Raw genomic sequence first — 17,111 nt, forward strand, 5'->3', positions numbered from 1 at the left:
CTTTAAAGAGATTATTTTAATGAGCCAAGGCTTTTTAACCTTTCCGACAATTGATCCAGTTTTAATTCAACTTGGTCCTCTGGCGATTCGCTGGTATGGCTTGATGTATTTAGTGGGTTTCCTTTTTGCTATGTGGTTAGCGAACCGTCGAGCAGACAAACCAAACAGTGGATGGACTCGCGATCAAGTGAGTGACTTGTTATTCGCGGGCTTTCTAGGTGTCGTGCTAGGTGGTCGTATTGGTTATGTGTTGTTTTATAACTTTGGACTGTTCCTCGATAACCCGTTGTATCTATTCCAAGTATGGACTGGCGGTATGTCGTTCCATGGCGGTTTACTTGGTGTGATGACGGCAATGCTTTGGTATGCACATCGCAATAAACGCACATTCTTTTCTGTTGCCGACTTTATTGCACCGCTTGTACCGTTTGGTTTAGGTATGGGGCGTGTGGGTAACTTTATGAACGGCGAATTGTGGGGACGAGTAACCGACGTGCCATGGGCGATGATATTCCCTACTGGTGGTCCTTTTCCTCGTCACCCATCGCAACTCTATGAAGCGTTTCTTGAAGGGTTCGTACTACTTATTATCTTGAATATCTTTATTCGTAAGCCTCGTCCTGCAGGGGCTGTATCGGGCTTATTCCTGATTGGTTACGGTAGTTTCCGTTTTATTATTGAATACTTCCGTGAACCCGATGCTCAGTTAGGCTTGTTTGGTGACTGGATCAGTATGGGACAAATATTGTCTTCTCCAATGATAATCTTTGGCGCGTTACTGATGCTATGGGCTTACAAGGCACAGCCTAAAACGGCATAAACGACGCCAGCTTTAAGACATACAAACAGAGGCAGCATCTAACGATGCTGCTTTTTTTGATTTCATTCCCTGTCGCGCATAATGGGTAACTGGTAAACTTCTTACCATCGAACACAAGAGCACTTGTGAATGAAGCGGGCTAATAGCGAGTAAAACGATGAAACAGTATTTAGAACTCTGTCAGCGTATTGTTGACGATGGCGTTTGGATTGAAAATAAACGCACTAATAAGCGGTGCCTTACTGTTGTTAATGCCGATTTAACGTTTGATGTGGCTAATAATCAGTTTCCGCTTATAACCACTCGTAAAAGCTTCTGGAAATCCGCGATTGCTGAGTTACTTGGCTATATCCGTGGTTATGATAATGCTGCTGACTTTCGTGCCTTGGGAACAAAAACGTGGGACATGAATGCGAATGATAATTTGGCTTGGCTGAATAACCCGCACCGTAAAGGTGAAGATGACATGGGGCGAGTGTACGGCGTTCAAGGCCGTAGCTGGCAGAAATCCGATGGTAGCACCATCGATCAGTTGCGAAAAATTGTTGATAACCTGTCTGAAGGTATTGATGATCGCGGTGAAATCCTGACTTTTTATAATCCAGGTGAGTTTGATATGGGGTGTTTGCGTCCTTGTATGCATACACACACGTTTTCATTACTTGGGGATACCTTGCACCTAACAAGCTACCAACGGTCATGTGACGTGCCGCTAGGGCTCAATTTTAACCAAGTCCAGGTTTATACACTGCTAGCGCTAATGGCTCAGATTACAGGCAAGAAGCCTGGGCTGGCTTATCATAAGATTATCAATGCACATATCTATGAAGATCAGTTGCCTTTGCTGCGTGATGTGCAATTAACGCGTACCCCTTTTGCTTCACCAAAACTTATTATTAACCCAAAGATCAAAAGTCTTGAAGACTTGGAAACGTGGGTAACAATGGATGATTTTGAAGTGATTGGCTACGAGCATCATGAAGCGATAAAGTATCCATTTTCGGTTTAAAGCTTACACGCATTTTTCACGATCAATTGTGACGTAAAGATCAACAAAAGCCCCGTATTGATAACCAATGCGGGGCTTTTTTATGTTGGTATTTTCAGTTAATCGATATACCAGAGCATAAGCGATTAGGCGGTAAACGCTAAGATAGAGCCAGGAAGAACCAAGAATATAAAGGCAATATAACCAGCCACTGCCGCTTTACTCTTTGTCGCTAAGTCACCTAAGAAGAATGCACCTTTTAATGGTAATTCTCGCAGCACAGGAATACCGAAGATAACAAGTGTTGCCAGTACATTAAAGACTAAATGTACAAGTGCAATCTGTAGAGCAAATACCGCGTACTCACCAGAGATAGCCGTTGCAGCCAGTAGCGCTGTAATACACGTACCAATGTTAGCGCCTAGCGTAAACGGGTAAACATCACGTACTTTTAATACGCCTGTACCTACTAGCGGTACCATTAAACTTGTTGTTGTTGAAGACGATTGAACAAGGATGGTAACCACGGTGCCAGAAGCAATACCGTGTAGAGGACCGCGACCTATCGCACTTTTTAGAATGTCACGTGCACGTCCAACCATCAGGCTACGCATAAGCTTGCCCATTGTTGTGATTGCCATGAAAATTAATGCAATACCGATGAAAATAAGAACCACACCACCGACATTACCAAATGTTGCTAATGGACCTTTAACAATATCGACCGCTGGCTGAGTCAATGGCTTCATAAAGTTCAAGCCTTTCATACTCATGTCGCCAGCGTCCAACATTGGCGATACTAACCACTGAGAGATTTTATCCAGTAAACCAAACACCATTTCTAAAGGAAGAAAAATAGCAACGGCAAGTAAATTAAAGATGTCATGTACGGTTGCACTAGCAAATGCACGACGGAATTCTTCTTTACAACGCGCATGACCAAGACTAACGATTGTATTGGTTAGTGTTGTACCGATATTTGCGCCCATCACCATTGGAATTGCAGTTTCTACCGGTAATCCACCAGCAACTAAGCCTACAATAATTGATGTCACTGTACTTGAAGATTGAATAAGTGCTGTTGCAACCAAGCCAATCATTAGGCCTGCTACAGGATGCGATGCAAATTCAAATAAAGTTTTAGCTTGTTCACCGACCGACCATTTAAAGCCGCTGCTCACCATTGATACGGCAACAAGTAAAACGTAAAGCATGAACGCTAGGTTTGCCCAGCGGACCCAACGCATAGAGCTGCTTGCTGTTTCAGCAGTAGTGGCTTGGGTATTCATAATCATATCTCCATGACAGTAGTATGTCGTTTGGGTTTCATTTTGTTGAAATCTGAGGCGATGGTAGTTCTGTAATATTTCAGAAATATGACACTGACAGTCATAAAGCGATATTGTGCTTAATTTGTGAAGCTGGTTGAATGCGGAAAATCTAAGTTGCAAATTAAATTGTAACTTAACTTGTTGTTTTGTAAGTTTTTTGATTTTATCTGTATAGTTTTTTTTATTTAAGTTTACTATGCTAAAAATACTTAAAAAAAGAGTGATAATTTTCATTTATATAGTGAATAACTAGTATTTTATATGTCAGAAATAATAACTACTTATTCAATTGTGCGGATATTTCTTACTTAAGGTGCTAATAATTCGGTTTTATCGAGCTATTAACGCTGAACAAACGATTTCACAGATAGTAAGTGTGACGGCTACACTAAATTTACAAATCGTAATATTTTTTGTTTTGTTTTAAGGAGTCACGGTCAATGACCGATGCTATACGTAAGTTTTTAAAGTTAGAGTCTGCGGGCGGTATCATTCTTATTATTGCCGCAGCGGTAGCAATGGTTATTGCGAACTCCCCATTACAATCTCTATATAGCGGTACATTGAGTTCATATATCGCAGGTTTATCTGTTGAGCATTGGATTAATGATGGCTTGATGGCTATTTTCTTCATGTTAATTGGACTTGAAGTAAAAAGAGAGTTGATTGAAGGTGCTCTAAATACAAAAGAGAAAGCTATTTTCCCTGCTATTGCCGCAGTGGGCGGCATGGTTGCACCAGCATTGGTTTATGTAGCATTTAACTTTGCAGATCCTATTGCGCTTCAAGGCTGGGCTATTCCTGCTGCAACCGATATTGCTTTTGCATTAGGTGTTATGGCGTTATTGGGTAATCGTGTTCCAGTTAGCTTGAAAGTCTTTTTATTAGCGCTGGCTATTATTGATGACCTGGGTGTCATTGTGATTATTGCTCTGTTTTACAGCAGTGATTTATCAACATTGGCACTTGCCGTTGCATTTGCTGCAACAGCGACGCTGTTTGTGATGAATGCTAAGAATGTTACCAAGACTTCTCTGTACTTAATTGTTGGTGCAATTCTATGGTTTAGTGTGTTGAAGTCTGGCGTACACGCAACATTGGCTGGTGTAGTACTTGGTTTTGCTATTCCACTAACCGGCAAAGATGGGCGTTCTGATAAGCATTCACCCCTGAAGCATCTAGAGCATGTTTTACATCCTTATGTCGCTTTCTTAATTCTACCGCTATTTGCATTTGCGAATGCTGGTATCTCTTTAGAAGGTGTATCGCTTGAAAGCGTTACAGGTATGCTGCCACTAGGTATCGCTGCTGGACTATTCCTGGGTAAGCCATTGGGTATTTTCACTGCAAGCTATATTGCTGTGAAAATGGGATTAGCCACATTGCCTGATGGTATTAACCTGAAGCACATCTTTGCTGTGTCTGTGTTGTGTGGTATCGGCTTTACAATGTCGATCTTTATATCATCATTGGCATTTGTAGGTGCCCCTGCTGATTTCAATACCTATTCACGTCTAGGTATATTAATGGGTTCAACAGTTGCTGCTGTTGTAGGTTACATCTTATTGAGTCGGACTTTGCCTAAAACGGAGGCATAAAATGAAACGTTACCTTCTAAGCGTTGTAATTCTAGCTTCATCATCAGCCTTTGCAGGTTCTGATTATGACGGCTGTATTGATAATATTCAGACTGAAATCTGTCAGGCTTACTTTGCAGGCATTAGCCATGGTAAAGAGAATGTAGATATAGCTGAAGTGGGTGAATTGGAAGATTCTTTTCGATCTCGTGCATTAGAACAACGTGTAGGGGAGCGTTATCGTAAAACGGTACAAACAGAAAATAAAAACATTCAGGTGAGTAATTTGTAACGTTTTTCTGATTTGTTTCTGTTCGAATTGCAATAAATATTGAAGCCCCAAGATGCGCAGCGTAAGCTGGGTATCTGGGGTTTTTTTATTTACGAGTAGCTGGATGTCTCATCTCAATTATAACCATTTATATTATTTCTGGATGGTATGCAAACAGGGCTCTGTTACAAAAGCGGCAGATGCCTTATTTCTAGCCCCTCAAACTGTGACGGGGCAAATAAGAGTGTTAGAAGAGCGCTTAAAAGGCAAATTAACCAAGCGTGTTGGTCGTAATATCGAACCGACAGAATTGGGACAACTTGTTTTTAAGTATGCCGATAAAATGTTTGACTTGAGCTATGAAATGCTCGATATCGTTAACTACACTCAACAAGATAATCTTTTACTCGAAGTTGGGGTTGCCGATGCATTATCAAAACGGTTAGTCAGTAAAATATTACTGGAAGGCGTACCTGATGATGAGCGAATTCAATTACGTTGTTATGAATCTACCCACGAAATGCTCCTAGAACAGCTGTCACTGCACAAGCTGGATATGATCCTATCTGACTGCCCTGTAGATTCAGGTAAAAGCCCAGGGCTTTACAGTAAGAAATTAGGGGAGTCGAGCATGAGCTTCTTTTGTTCTGTTCCTGCTAAACCTGTCGATTTCCCTGCATGTATTGAAGATTACAAACTTTTGGTTCCTGGTCGTCGCACTGCCATGGGAAGAAAATTACATCAATGGTTTGATCAGCAAGGCATTACTCCTAATATACTGGGTGAATTTGATGATGCTGCGTTAATGAAAGCCTTTGGTTCATATCATCGCTCTATGTTTGTCGCGCCATCGATTTATGCAGAAGAAATTGAAGAGTCGAATACCATTCGTGAACTGAAGCGGGTGAAAGAAATAAAAGAAGAATATTACGTGATTTTTGCTGAACGAATGATTATGCATCCCGCAGTAAAAAAAATATGCGAAGCAGATTTTAGTAAATTGTTTAAATAACGTTACATAAAGTAATGTTATTTATGGGCGTAAAGCTAGTAAACCCTATAGAATTTAAGTATATTAGCAATAACTTAAATTAATGGCGGTTAGAGTATGGATCTGCAACAGATGGAGCAAAATGCGCCCAAAGCTGTAGTGTTGCTGAAAGCCATGGCTAATGAGCGACGTTTATTTATTCTTTGCTATTTACTAGAAGAAGAGATGTCGGTAGGGATGATGAGTGAGAAGCTTGGCTTGAGCCAGTCTGCATTATCTCAACATTTGGCATGGCTAAGGCGTGATGGGTTAGTTGATACCCGTAAAGAAGCGCAAACGGTATACTATCGTTTAAAAAGTGACGAAGTTAGAGCGATGATAAAGCTTTTACATGGTATGTATTGTGGTTAATTGGTAAGCAAACCCATGTTATTCAGTATGTAATGAGAAGCTCTTTTAAAAGATAAAAAAAAACCGGCGTAGGCCGGTTTTTTTTATGCTAATTCGCAACTCTTTAAATTAAAGAGCTTTGATTTTAGCTGTTAGACGTGCTTTCTGACGTGCAGCTTTGTTCTTATGGATCAAGCCTTTAGTAGACATGCGATCTAGAACAGGTTGCATTTCAGCGAATGCTTTAGTTGCATTCTCTTTTTCGCCAGCTTCAATAGCAGCAATAACTTTTTTGAAGAAAGTGCGCATCATAGAACGACGGCTAGCGTTATGCTGACGACGTTTTTCTGAAGTAATAGCACGTTTCTTAGCAGATTTGATATTCGCCAAGGGTGTAACTCCCAAATCTTGGTACGGTGACAATTTTAGGGCGAGGACTATGCCTGCTTAACCAAAACTTGTCAAATGATTTGTGTGAATATCCGCCAAACCAATCTAGTTGGCACTCGCGGAATAACACGGTTAATATGGCGGCAGATTTTACCAGCATTTGGTCTGGAAGTAACCTTTCTGAGCCATCTTTATGAGGTTTTTTTTGTGAGTAAGCGTCTTTTACGCTCTGGACTGATAGTTAGCGCCATGACTTTGATCTCCCGAGTGCTCGGTTTAGTGCGAGATGTTGTCGTGGCAAACCTTATGGGAGCAGGGGCTGCGGCCGATGTTTTCTTCTTTGCCAACAAGATTCCTAACTTTTTACGTCGCCTTTTTGCCGAAGGTGCTTTTTCTCAAGCTTTTGTTCCCGTATTGACTGAATATCATGCATCTGGTGATATTGATAAGACTCGGCAGCTTATTGCTAAAGCGTCAGGCACACTTGGTGTCATTGTTACCCTTGTTACTCTAGTGGGTGTTTTATGCTCGGGGGTCGTAACGGCCATGTTTGGTGCAGGGTGGTTTATTGATTGGTTAAACGGTGGACCTGATGGTGCAAAATTTGAATTAGCCAGCCTGTTACTGAAGATCACTTTTCCTTATTTGTGGTTTATTACTTTTGTTGCATTATCTGGAGCAATTCTTAATACCATCGGAAAATTTGCTGTTTCTTCTTTTACGCCTGTATTTTTGAATATCGCGATTATTGGTTGTGCTTGGTTGATCTCTCCGAATTTAGACCAACCTGAGATTGGTTTAGCTATCGGTGTGTTTCTGGGTGGTTTTATACAGTTTGTTTTTCAGTTGCCATTTTTGGCAAAAGCAGGATTATTAGTAAGACCACAATGGGGTTGGAATGATCCGGGTGTAACAAAAATTCGAAAGTTGATGTTGCCAGCTATTTTTGGAGTGTCTGTTAGCCAGATAAATTTACTGCTTGATACATTTATTGCCAGTTTCCTGATGACTGGATCGATTAGCTGGTTGTACTACTCTGATCGTTTATTAGAATTTCCATTAGGATTATTTGGTATTGCCATCGCCACTGTGATTCTTCCGGCATTATCACGAAAACATGCAGATCAACAAGGCAAGCAGTTTGCGGAAACCATGGATTGGGGGGTGCGCATGGTATTGCTGCTGGGTATTCCTGCCATGCTGGGGATGCTAGTACTCGCAAAACCGATGTTGATGGTATTGTTTATGCGTGGTGAATTCTCGCTGTATGATGTTAATCAATCTGCGATGTCTTTGTGGGCTTTATCTGCTGGTCTATTGAATTTTATGCTGATTAAAATTTTCGCCCCAGGTTATTACGCCCGCCAAGATACGAAAACGCCTGTACGTTATGGCATTATAGCCATGGTATCGAATATGTTTTTTAATGCCATATTTGCATATTTCTTTAGTTATGTTGGCTTGGCGATGGCAACCGCGTTATCTGCTTTGATTAACGCAGGGCTGCTATATCGAGGCCTACACATTGCCAATGTTTACCGCATCACGAAAAAAACCTTATTCTTCGTGTTAAGGCTAGTAATTGCTGGCGCTGCTATGGTCGCATCTCTATTGTGGTTAATGCCGAATATCGATTTATGGAGCGAATGGTCAACACTTAATCGTGCTACATGGTTAGCGGGGTTGATTGCAGTTGGTGCATTTGTGTATCTTATTTCTGTGATGATTTTAGGCATTCGACCTCATCATCTTCGTACTGATAGCTGATAGACTGCTTTTAGTAGTATATAATCCGTCAGTTTTTCACATTGCGAATAATAAAAGCGACGCATGGAATTAATTCGAGGCATACATAACATTAAACCAAGGCATCACGATTGCGTGTTGACGATTGGTAATTTTGATGGTGTTCATTTAGGGCATCAGGCGGTGTTACGCCAAGTGATCACAAAAGCGCAATCATTGGGCTTACCGGCAACGGTGATGACTTTTGAACCCCAACCGCTTGAATTGTTTGCGGCAGATAATGCCCCTGCTCGTTTAACTCGCTTTCGTGATAAGTACACACAACTGAAAAAAACAGGCGTCGAACGTTTGCTCTGCGTCAACTTTAATGCTCAGTTTGCCAATATGTCGGCAGAAGATTTTGTTCGTCGCTTGTTGGTAGAGCAATTGGGTGTTAAATTTCTGGTAGTGGGTGATGACTTCCGTTTTGGTAAAGGTCGACGCGGAAATTTTGAAATGCTTGAAGCTGCCGGACGTGAGTTCGGTTTTGTCGTTGTAAGTACTCAAAGTTTTTGTATGTTAGAACAGCGCGTCAGTAGTACCGCTATACGCCATGCGTTAGTGAATGATCAATTACCGTTGGCGGCCTCAATGTTAGGCCGTCCTTATAGCATCAGTGGGCGAGTATCCCATGGCCGAAAACTTGGTCGAACAATTGGTTTTCCAACAGCGAATGTCCCTTTAAAACGCCGAGTATCACCTGTGTCTGGTGTGTATGCGGTTGAGGTCATCGGTGTTGATGGCGCACCTTTACCGGGTGTTGCCAATGTTGGTCATCGACCAACAGTCAATGGTGTACGTCAGCAATTAGAAGTTCACCTCTTTGATTTTCAATCGGATTTATACGGTTGTCAGATAGAGGTAGTGCTACACCATAAGTTACGTAATGAAATAAAATTCGAATCATTCGATGCGCTAAAAGCACAAATCGAGCGTGATGCTCAAACGGCACGGGTGTGGCTGTTTGAGCGTAATAATGTCCAACTTCGCCCAAGTAACGGAATCGAGAATCAATGAGTGACTATAAAGATACCCTGAACTTACCTGAAACAGGGTTTCCGATGCGAGGCAACCTGGCACAACGTGAGCCAGTAATGCTAAAACGTTGGGATGATGAAGATCTTTACGGTGAAATCCGTAAAGCTAAGAAGGGTAAGAAATCCTTCATATTGCACGATGGCCCTCCTTACGCCAACGGTGATATTCACATTGGTCACGCGCTAAATAAAATTCTGAAAGACATTATTATTAAGTCAAAGACACTTTCTGGCTTTGACGCCCCTTACATTCCTGGTTGGGATTGCCACGGTTTACCTATCGAATTGATGGTAGAAAAAAAGTGGGGCAAGCCAGGGCGTAAACTAACTGCTGCTGAATTCCGCCAAAAATGCCGTGAATACGCAGCGGGTCAAGTTGAAGGTCAAAAAGAAAGTTTCATTCGCCTAGGTGTACTAGGTCAATGGGATAAGCCTTACCGTACAATGGACTTTGCAACAGAAGCGAACATCATTCGCTCTTTGGGCAAAGTTGCAGAAAACGATCACCTATTGAAAGGTTTTAAGCCTGTTCACTGGTGTACTGATTGTGGTTCTGCATTGGCTGAAGCTGAAGTTGAATACCAAGATAAAGTATCACCTTCTATCGACGTTAAATTTAAAGCCGTTGATGAAACGGGTGTTGTCGCTAAATTTAACTGTGCAGAAGGTCACGAAGGTCAAGGTGATGTGTCTGTTGTTATCTGGACAACCACGCCTTGGACAATGCCAGCTAACCGTGCCGTTGCAGTACGTGATGATCTTGAATATGTATTGGTTCAAGTTGAAGCAGATGCTGCAAATGATAAAGCGGCATACCGCTTAATTGTTGCAGCAGAGCTAGCAAAAGATGTGATGGATCGTGCCGGTATCGAGCATTTCCACAATCTTGGCTTCTGTAAAGGTGCAGATTTGGAGCTAATGCGCTTCAATCACCCATTCTATAGCTTTGATGTGCCAATTGTTCTTGGTGATCACGTTACGACTGAATCTGGTACTGGTTGTGTACACACAGCCCCTGGCCACGGTCAAGAAGACTTCGTTGTTGGTCAAAAGTACGGCCTTGAAATTGCGAACCCTGTAGGAAGTAACGGCGTTTACTTACCTGATACAGAGCTGTTTGCTGGTCAACACGTATTTAAAGCTAACGATGTTGTTGTTGAAACATTAAAAGAGCACGGTGCGTTATTACACCATCATGCTTATGAGCACAGCTACCCACATTGCTGGCGCCACAAAACACCTATTATCTTCCGTGCGACGCCGCAGTGGTTCATTTCAATGGACAAAGCAGGCCTTCGCGCTAAAGCATTAGGTGAAATCAAGAGCGTTCAGTGGTTACCTGAGTGGGGTCAAAGTCGTATCGAAGGTATGGTTGAAGGTCGCCCTGAATGGTGTATCTCTCGTCAACGTACTTGGGGTGTACCAATTGCTCTGTTCGTTCATAAAGAAACACAAGAGCTTCACCCTGATACGCGTGCACTGATTGAAAAAGTAGCACAGCTTGTTGAGCAGAAAGGCATTCAAGCATGGTGGGATCTCGATCCTGCTGAGTTAATGGGCGAAGCCGATGCTGCTAATTACGAGAAAGTACTCGATACACTAGACGTATGGTTCGACTCTGGTGTTACGCACTTCTCTGTAGTTGATAGCCGTGAAGAATATAACGGCAACTCTGCTGATCTATACCTAGAAGGTTCAGATCAACACCGTGGTTGGTTCCAATCTTCATTGATTTCATCGGTAGCAATGAAAGGTAAAGCACCTTACAACCAAGTATTAACACACGGTTTCGTGGTTGATGGTCAAGGTCGTAAGATGTCTAAATCTGTTGGTAACGTTGTTGCACCAAAAGATGTAACGAATAAGCTGGGTGCTGATATCTTGCGTCTATGGGTTGCATCAACGGATTACACTGGCGAAGTTGCGGTTTCTGATGAAATCCTAAAGCGTTCAGCTGATGCATACCGTCGTATTCGTAACACAGCACGTTTCTTCTTAGCTAACTTGAATGGCTTCAACCCAGAAACAGATCTTGTTGCGCCAGAAGATATGGTGGCATTGGATCGTTGGGCTGTGGGTCGTGCAATGGAAGCACAAGAAGAAATCATTAAAGCGTATGACGAATACAACCTGCACGGTGTAACGCAGCGTTTGATGCAATTCTGTTCTGTTGAGATGGGTTCTTTCTACTTAGACGTAATCAAAGACCGTCAGTACACAGCGAAGCAAGGTGGTCATGCACAACGTAGCTGTCAAACTGCGCTTTACTACATTGTTGAAGCATTAGTTCGTTGGATGGCACCAATTATGTCGTTCACTGCTGATGAAATCTGGAACGAAATGCCAGGCCAGCGTGATAAGTTCGTATTTACTGGCGAATGGTTCGAAGGTTTATTTGGTCTTGCAGACGACGAAGTACTGAATGATGAATTCTGGGCTGAAATTCAACAAGTTCGTGGTGCGGTAAATAAGCTGCTTGAACTTGCGCGTAAAGACAAAGTGATTGGTGGTTCTTTACAAGCAGAAATCACTTTGCATGCAAATGAAACATTAGCAGCAAAGCTGAATACGCTTGAAGATGAATTACGTTTTGTATTGTTAACATCGAAAGCTGCTTTTGCTATTGCAGACAGCATGCCTGAAGGTGCGCAAGAGACAGACGTTGAAGGTCTATTTGTGACAGTTAACGCATCTGAAGCGGCGAAGTGCGATCGTTGTTGGCACCATGTTGCTGATGTTGGCACAATCGAAGGTCACGAAGAAGTATGTGGCCGTTGTGTGACTAACATCAGCGGTGAAGGCGAAGAGCGTAAGTTTGCCTAATGACACAGCAATCGTCTAAGCAAGGGCTAACGCTTAAACAATCTGGAATTCGCTGGCTATTGCTAGCGGTTCTGGTGTTCATCATTGATATTGGCAGTAAATTCTTGGTTATGAATACCATGGATTACGGTTGGCCCAACCGCATTGAGATCCTGCCATTTTTTAATTTGCTTTATGTACATAACTACGGTGCTGCATTTAGTTTTTTAAATGATGCTGGTGGTTGGCAGCGTTGGCTATTTGCTGCGATTGCATTAGGTGTGTCTGGTTTGTTGGCTTTTTGGATGCGTCGTACGCCACTCCAAAATAGATTGGCAAATAGTGCTTATGCATTGATCATTGGTGGTGCTCTCGGTAATTTATTTGACCGTTTGTATCATGGTTTTGTGGTTGATTTTCTTGATTTTTATGCGGGAACGTATCATTGGCCGGCATTCAATATCGCAGATACCGCTATTTGTATCGGTGCTGCACTGATCATTATTGAAGGCTTCATCGCTGATAAGAAAGAAACAGTCAGTTAATCACCGAAAATCAGAGTTACGTAATAACCTTAAGCGCTGTCCGTTGATACGGGCGGCGCTTTGTTGTAAAAAGGGGCAAGCATTTAGAGAGTCATACAAAAAAAGATAAAATAAAGTGCGTTCTCTCTCTAGTGTCCTATAAATTGGCCTCTTACTACTAGGATGTTTACATGTCGGTAATAACGGAAAAAAGTGAAGTACTCATGCACTTCGCCATTAAATTAGAAGATGGCTCTGTGGCTGACTCAACGCAAGCTATGGGTAAGCCAGCCAAGTTTCGTATGGGTGATGGTAGCCTGACGGAAAATTTTGAAAAGTGTTTACTGGGCCTATCTACTGGTGAGAAAAGTCAGTTTGAGCTAGATCCTGAAGATGCATTTGGGTTATCTAACCCAGACAATATTCATCATGTAGACTTAAGTAAGTTCAGTGCAGATACACCTGCAGAAGTTGGGACGATTATCGGCTTTGCTGGCCCTGACGGACATGATATACCCGGAATTATAACCAGTGTCGTTGGTGATTCAGTTACCGTCGACTTTAATCACCCTCTTGCTGGGCAGCGTGTTACTTTTGAAGTAGACGTTGTCGAAATCCAAGATTAAGAGCTGTTTGAAATGAAAATCTTATTAGCAAACCCACGTGGTTTTTGTGCCGGTGTCGACCGTGCGATCAGTATCGTCGAGCGTGCGTTAGAAATGTACCAACCACCGATTTACGTACGTCATGAAGTTGTTCATAATCGTTTCGTTGTTGAAGGGCTAAAACAGCGGGGTGCTATTTTTGTCGAAGAACTCAGCGAAGTGCCTGATGACAATATTGTGATTTTCTCAGCTCATGGTGTTTCTCAAGCGGTAAGAAATGAAGCGAAAGAGCGTCAATTAACGGTTTTTGATGCAACTTGCCCATTGGTAACGAAAGTTCATATGGAAGTCGCACGTGCAAGCCGCCGCGGTATGGAAGTGGTACTTATTGGTCACGCTGGTCACCCAGAAGTGGAAGGCACAATGGGGCAGTATGCGAGCGAAACGGGTGGCATGTACTTGGTCGAAAAGCCTGACGATGTTGAAAAGCTTCAAGTGAAAGATCCAAGTAATTTGCATTACGTAAGCCAAACTACGCTGTCAGTTGATGAAACGGCAGGTGTGATCGATCAATTACGTAAAGTGTTCCCTGAGATTCAAGGACCACGTAAAGATGACATCTGTTATGCCACTCAAAATCGCCAAGATGCAGTGCGTGAAATGGCTGAAAGTGTTGATGTTATGATAGTGGTAGGTTCAAAGAACTCATCAAACTCTAACCGTTTACGTGAATTATCAGAAAAACTTGGTACGCCGGGCTTTTTAACTGATTGCCCTGAAGATGTTCAACCAGTTTGGTTTGAAGGTAAAACCAAAGTCGGTGTGACGGCAGGGGCATCAGCACCAGAAGATCTTGTTAATCAGATTATTGTTCGTATTCAGGCACTGATTGGTGGTGACGTTGAAGAGCTGAGTGGACGAGAAGAAAATATGTTCTTTGAAGTACCACGAGAGCTGCAAGTAAAGAATATCTAAATTTTCTTACACTAATTAAGAGCCCTGACGAAAGTCAGGGCTTTTTTGTATATAGATTTCATGGTCTCAACACGTTACATTGAAATGATTGGTGACATCATTTATCCAGGGAGAATAAACGCAATGGTTAGAATTGCGATTGCAGGTGCGGCTGGGCGTATGGGCCGTCAGTTATTGAAAGCAACGGCAAACTCAGAAAAAGCAGCATTAGGTGTTGCAACAGAGCGTTCTGAATCAACGCTCATTGGGGTCGATGCGGGTGAGTTGGCTGGTATTGGTAATATAAGCATTGCGATAGTGGATGATCTTGCGAAGGTAGCTAACGATTTTGATGTGTTGATTGATTTCACAGCCCCCGTGGCGACTTTGGCGAATATTGAGCTGTGTAAGCAATATGGTAAGAAAATCGTTATTGGTACGACGGGTTTTTCAGAGGAAGAACGTGCGCTTATCGATTTAGCGGCCAAAGACATCGCGATTGTGATGGCGCCTAACTACAGCGTAGGCGTTAATCTCGTCTTCAAGTTGTTAGAAAAAGCGGCGAAAGTTATGGGTGATTATACTGATATCGAGATTATAGAAGCACACCATCGCCATAAGGTGGATGCACCATCTGGAACTGCCATCGGTATGGGGGAAGCGATTGCGGGTGCAATGGGCAATAAGTTGAGTGATGTTGCTGTATATGCTCGTGAAGGTATTACAGGTGAACGCACACGTGATGAAATTGGCTTTGCAACCATTCGTGCTGGCGATATTGTGGGTGAGCATACCGCTATGTTTGCTGATATTGGTGAGCGAGTTGAAATTACGCACAAAGCCACCGATCGTATGACCTTTGCAAATGGGGCGGTACGTGCTGCGGTATGGCTTGCAGATAATCAATCGGGCTTTTATACCATGCAAGATGTACTTGGGCTTGATGACCTTTAAGCGTTAGCCTGAAACTTGCATTATTCCCTAAAGGTATTTCGTGAATGTTTATGCATCATGTTTGTTTTGGTGCATAAACAGTGATTTTTATACCCACTTTCCTCTCGCCTCATTTTGTCATTAATAATTGCTTACTTTTGTGTGAATAGTTTTGCTTTATGGGCATAATTCACATAAACCCTCCGTTAGTAAGGCTAAACTCGTAATAGCTGATCGTTTGCTTCGCATATTAATTGTTTTGTGATTTATCTTTAGTTACGCAAACGATAAAGTGTGACTTGCTCATAAAATAAGCCCTGAATATCATCTTAAATCTTATGATTTCTATCGTTTGGCTGCATTTTCTCTCTAAAGTCGATATATTTTACACTTATTTTGGATTGATTCTTGACAGTTTGAGCAGTGATCCATAGAATGCGCGGAATTTGTCAAAATTCAGTTTGACTTGGGTTTCGACTTTGTATGGAATGGGTAGTTGCAAGTTTATCTGTTTTAATTGCATTTTTATTTTTTGGAGGTTGTCTTGAGCAAATCTGCGCTGTTAGTCCTTGAAGATGGGACTGTGTTCCGTGGTATATCCATTGGGGCAGATGGTTCGGCCATTGGTGAAGTTGTTTTTAACACCTCGATGACGGGGTATCAGGAAATTCTCACTGACCCTTCTTATTCCCAACAGATTGTAACGCTTACCTATCCCCATATTGGCAACACCGGAACCAATTCCGAAGACGAAGAATCTACTTCAATCCATGCGCAAGGCTTGGTAATTCGTGATCTACCCCTCCTCGCTTCAAACTTCCGTAATGAACGTTCCCTTTCTGACTACCTTAAATCACAAAACATTGTCGGCATTGCCGAGATTGATACGCGAAAGCTAACGCGTATTCTTCGTGAGAAAGGCGCTCAGAATGGCTGCATCATGGCGGGTGATAACCTTGATGAAGCATTGGCATTAGAAAAAGCAAAAGAATTCCCGGGCTTGAAAGGGATGGATCTTGCGAAAGTGGTAACAACGGCTGAAACATACCAGTGGAAGCAAGGTTCATGGACATTGCTTGATGGTTTGCCTGAGGCAAAAGATGACAGTGAACTGCCATACCATGTTGTTGCTTATGATTTCGGTGCTAAGCGTAATATTTTACGAATGTTAGTTGACCGTGGTTGCCGCTTAACTGTTGTACCTGCTCAAACATCGGCAGAAGACGTTCTTGCGATGAACCCAGACGGCGTATTCTTGTCGAATGGCCCTGGTGACCCTGAACCATGTACGTATGCTATTGAAGCTACGAAAACATTCCTTGATATAGGTTTACCGATTTTTGGTATCTGCCTTGGTCACCAAATCCTTGCTCTGGCAAGTGGTGCAAAGACAGTAAAAATGAAGTTTGGTCACCACGGTGCTAACCACCCGGTAAAAGATATCGACCGTGATGTGGTCATGATCACCAGCCAGAACCACGGTTTTGCTGCTGACGAAGCAACATTGCCAGATACGCTACGTGCAACGCACAAATCCCTGTTTGATGGTTCTCTTCAAGGTATCCACCGTATAGATAAGCCAGCATTCAGCTTCCAGGGACACCCTGAAGCGAGCCCTGGCCCAACGGATGCCGCACCACTGTTTGACCACTTTATCGAGTTAATTAAGCTTTCTGTTAATGAAGCACGCAGCGCCTAAGCCGGAGTAGTAAG

The 17,111-nt window shown here is 42.5% G+C and carries 16 protein-coding genes; 14 read left to right on the forward strand and 2 right to left on the reverse strand.

Going from position 1 to position 17,111, the window contains the following annotated elements:
- Positions 1-19 precede the first annotated feature (19 nt).
- A complete protein-coding gene (lgt, locus tag C9J48_RS17220) occupies positions 20-820 on the forward strand; it encodes a prolipoprotein diacylglyceryl transferase (protein WP_006230662.1) in 801 nt (266 codons plus the stop codon).
- A gap of 157 nt (positions 821-977) precedes the next feature.
- Positions 978-1,829 carry a thymidylate synthase gene (locus C9J48_RS17225; protein WP_006230663.1) on the forward strand — a complete coding sequence of 284 codons (852 nt, stop codon included), beginning with the start codon at positions 978-980 and terminating at the stop codon, positions 1,827-1,829.
- A 125-nt stretch (positions 1,830-1,954) separates the two neighbouring features.
- Here C9J48_RS17225 and C9J48_RS17230 read toward each other — a convergent pair whose 3' ends face one another.
- Positions 1,955-3,097 (reverse strand): Na/Pi symporter, encoded by a 1,143-nt coding sequence (locus C9J48_RS17230; RefSeq protein WP_006230664.1) that lies wholly within the window; start codon positions 3,095-3,097, stop codon positions 1,955-1,957.
- Between the two features lie 482 nt (positions 3,098-3,579).
- On the opposite strand from C9J48_RS17230, the gene nhaA reads away from it, so the two are divergent.
- The 4 genes from nhaA to C9J48_RS17250 all read left to right on the forward strand — a co-directional run bounded on the left by nhaA (position 3,580) and on the right by C9J48_RS17250 (position 6,389).
- Positions 3,580-4,737 (forward strand): Na+/H+ antiporter NhaA, encoded by a 1,158-nt coding sequence (gene nhaA, locus C9J48_RS17235; protein ID WP_006230665.1) that lies wholly within the window; start codon positions 3,580-3,582, stop codon positions 4,735-4,737.
- Position 4,738: 1 nt separating this feature from the next.
- Positions 4,739-5,008 carry a hypothetical protein gene (locus C9J48_RS17240; RefSeq protein ID WP_006230666.1) on the forward strand — a complete coding sequence of 90 codons (270 nt, stop codon included), beginning with the start codon at positions 4,739-4,741 and terminating at the stop codon, positions 5,006-5,008.
- Between the two features lie 103 nt (positions 5,009-5,111).
- Complete coding sequence (gene nhaR, locus C9J48_RS17245; RefSeq protein WP_006230667.1) at positions 5,112-5,999, forward strand: transcriptional activator NhaR; 888 nt, start codon at positions 5,112-5,114, stop codon at positions 5,997-5,999.
- A gap of 96 nt (positions 6,000-6,095) precedes the next feature.
- Complete coding sequence (locus tag C9J48_RS17250) at positions 6,096-6,389, forward strand: ArsR/SmtB family transcription factor (protein ID WP_006230668.1); 294 nt, start codon at positions 6,096-6,098, stop codon at positions 6,387-6,389.
- A 108-nt stretch (positions 6,390-6,497) separates the two neighbouring features.
- On the opposite strand, the gene rpsT is transcribed toward C9J48_RS17250, so the two are convergent.
- Positions 6,498-6,758: a 30S ribosomal protein S20 gene (gene rpsT / locus C9J48_RS17255; RefSeq protein WP_006230669.1), complete on the reverse strand. Its 261-nt coding sequence runs from the start codon at positions 6,756-6,758 to the stop codon at positions 6,498-6,500.
- 207 nt (positions 6,759-6,965) lie between these two features.
- Between rpsT and murJ the strand changes: the two genes are divergently transcribed.
- The 8 genes from murJ to carA all read left to right on the forward strand — a co-directional run bounded on the left by murJ (position 6,966) and on the right by carA (position 17,097).
- Positions 6,966-8,525, forward strand: coding sequence for a murein biosynthesis integral membrane protein MurJ (murJ, locus tag C9J48_RS17260; RefSeq protein WP_006230670.1), 1,560 nt, complete (start codon positions 6,966-6,968; stop codon positions 8,523-8,525).
- Positions 8,526-8,588: 63 nt separating this feature from the next.
- Complete coding sequence (gene ribF / locus C9J48_RS17265) at positions 8,589-9,560, forward strand: bifunctional riboflavin kinase/FAD synthetase (protein ID WP_036803266.1); 972 nt, start codon at positions 8,589-8,591, stop codon at positions 9,558-9,560.
- Positions 9,557-12,403, forward strand: a complete 2,847-nt coding sequence (gene ileS / locus C9J48_RS17270; protein WP_006230672.1) for an isoleucine--tRNA ligase — start codon at positions 9,557-9,559, stop codon at positions 12,401-12,403. The genes ribF and ileS overlap by 4 nt, the downstream gene beginning before the upstream one ends.
- Positions 12,403-12,927, forward strand: coding sequence for a signal peptidase II (lspA, locus tag C9J48_RS17275; protein WP_006230673.1), 525 nt, complete (start codon positions 12,403-12,405; stop codon positions 12,925-12,927). The genes ileS and lspA overlap by 1 nt, the downstream gene beginning before the upstream one ends.
- A gap of 170 nt (positions 12,928-13,097) precedes the next feature.
- Positions 13,098-13,532, forward strand: a complete 435-nt coding sequence (gene fkpB / locus C9J48_RS17280) for an FKBP-type peptidyl-prolyl cis-trans isomerase (RefSeq protein ID WP_006230674.1) — start codon at positions 13,098-13,100, stop codon at positions 13,530-13,532.
- Between the two features lie 12 nt (positions 13,533-13,544).
- Positions 13,545-14,486, forward strand: a complete 942-nt coding sequence (gene ispH, locus C9J48_RS17285; protein ID WP_006230675.1) for a 4-hydroxy-3-methylbut-2-enyl diphosphate reductase — start codon at positions 13,545-13,547, stop codon at positions 14,484-14,486.
- A gap of 123 nt (positions 14,487-14,609) precedes the next feature.
- Entirely contained in the window at positions 14,610-15,419 is an 810-nt protein-coding gene (gene dapB, locus C9J48_RS17290) for a 4-hydroxy-tetrahydrodipicolinate reductase (RefSeq protein ID WP_006230676.1), read from the forward strand.
- A 523-nt stretch (positions 15,420-15,942) separates the two neighbouring features.
- A complete protein-coding gene (carA, locus tag C9J48_RS17295) occupies positions 15,943-17,097 on the forward strand; it encodes a glutamine-hydrolyzing carbamoyl-phosphate synthase small subunit (RefSeq protein ID WP_006230677.1) in 1,155 nt (384 codons plus the stop codon).
- Positions 17,098-17,111 lie beyond the last annotated feature (14 nt).

The organism is Photobacterium profundum, from assembly GCF_003026285.1.
In the GTDB taxonomy this organism is placed as follows: Bacteria; Pseudomonadota; Gammaproteobacteria; order Enterobacterales; family Vibrionaceae; genus Photobacterium; species Photobacterium profundum.

Coding starts and splice junctions, on each gene's coding strand:
- lgt (WP_006230662.1), top strand. CDS start 20: ATGAGCCAAGGCTTTTTAACCTTTCCGACAATTGATCCAGTTTTAATT.
- C9J48_RS17225 (WP_006230663.1), top strand. CDS start 978: ATGAAACAGTATTTAGAACTCTGTCAGCGTATTGTTGACGATGGCGTT.
- C9J48_RS17230 (WP_006230664.1), bottom strand. CDS start 3,097: ATGAATACCCAAGCCACTACTGCTGAAACAGCAAGCAGCTCTATGCGT.
- nhaA (WP_006230665.1), top strand. CDS start 3,580: ATGACCGATGCTATACGTAAGTTTTTAAAGTTAGAGTCTGCGGGCGGT.
- C9J48_RS17240 (WP_006230666.1), top strand. CDS start 4,739: ATGAAACGTTACCTTCTAAGCGTTGTAATTCTAGCTTCATCATCAGCC.
- nhaR (WP_006230667.1), top strand. CDS start 5,112: ATGTCTCATCTCAATTATAACCATTTATATTATTTCTGGATGGTATGC.
- C9J48_RS17250 (WP_006230668.1), top strand. CDS start 6,096: ATGGATCTGCAACAGATGGAGCAAAATGCGCCCAAAGCTGTAGTGTTG.
- ribF (WP_036803266.1), top strand. CDS start 8,589: ATGGAATTAATTCGAGGCATACATAACATTAAACCAAGGCATCACGAT.
- ileS (WP_006230672.1), top strand. CDS start 9,557: ATGAGTGACTATAAAGATACCCTGAACTTACCTGAAACAGGGTTTCCG.
- lspA (WP_006230673.1), top strand. CDS start 12,403: ATGACACAGCAATCGTCTAAGCAAGGGCTAACGCTTAAACAATCTGGA.
- fkpB (WP_006230674.1), top strand. CDS start 13,098: ATGTCGGTAATAACGGAAAAAAGTGAAGTACTCATGCACTTCGCCATT.
- ispH (WP_006230675.1), top strand. CDS start 13,545: ATGAAAATCTTATTAGCAAACCCACGTGGTTTTTGTGCCGGTGTCGAC.
- dapB (WP_006230676.1), top strand. CDS start 14,610: ATGGTTAGAATTGCGATTGCAGGTGCGGCTGGGCGTATGGGCCGTCAG.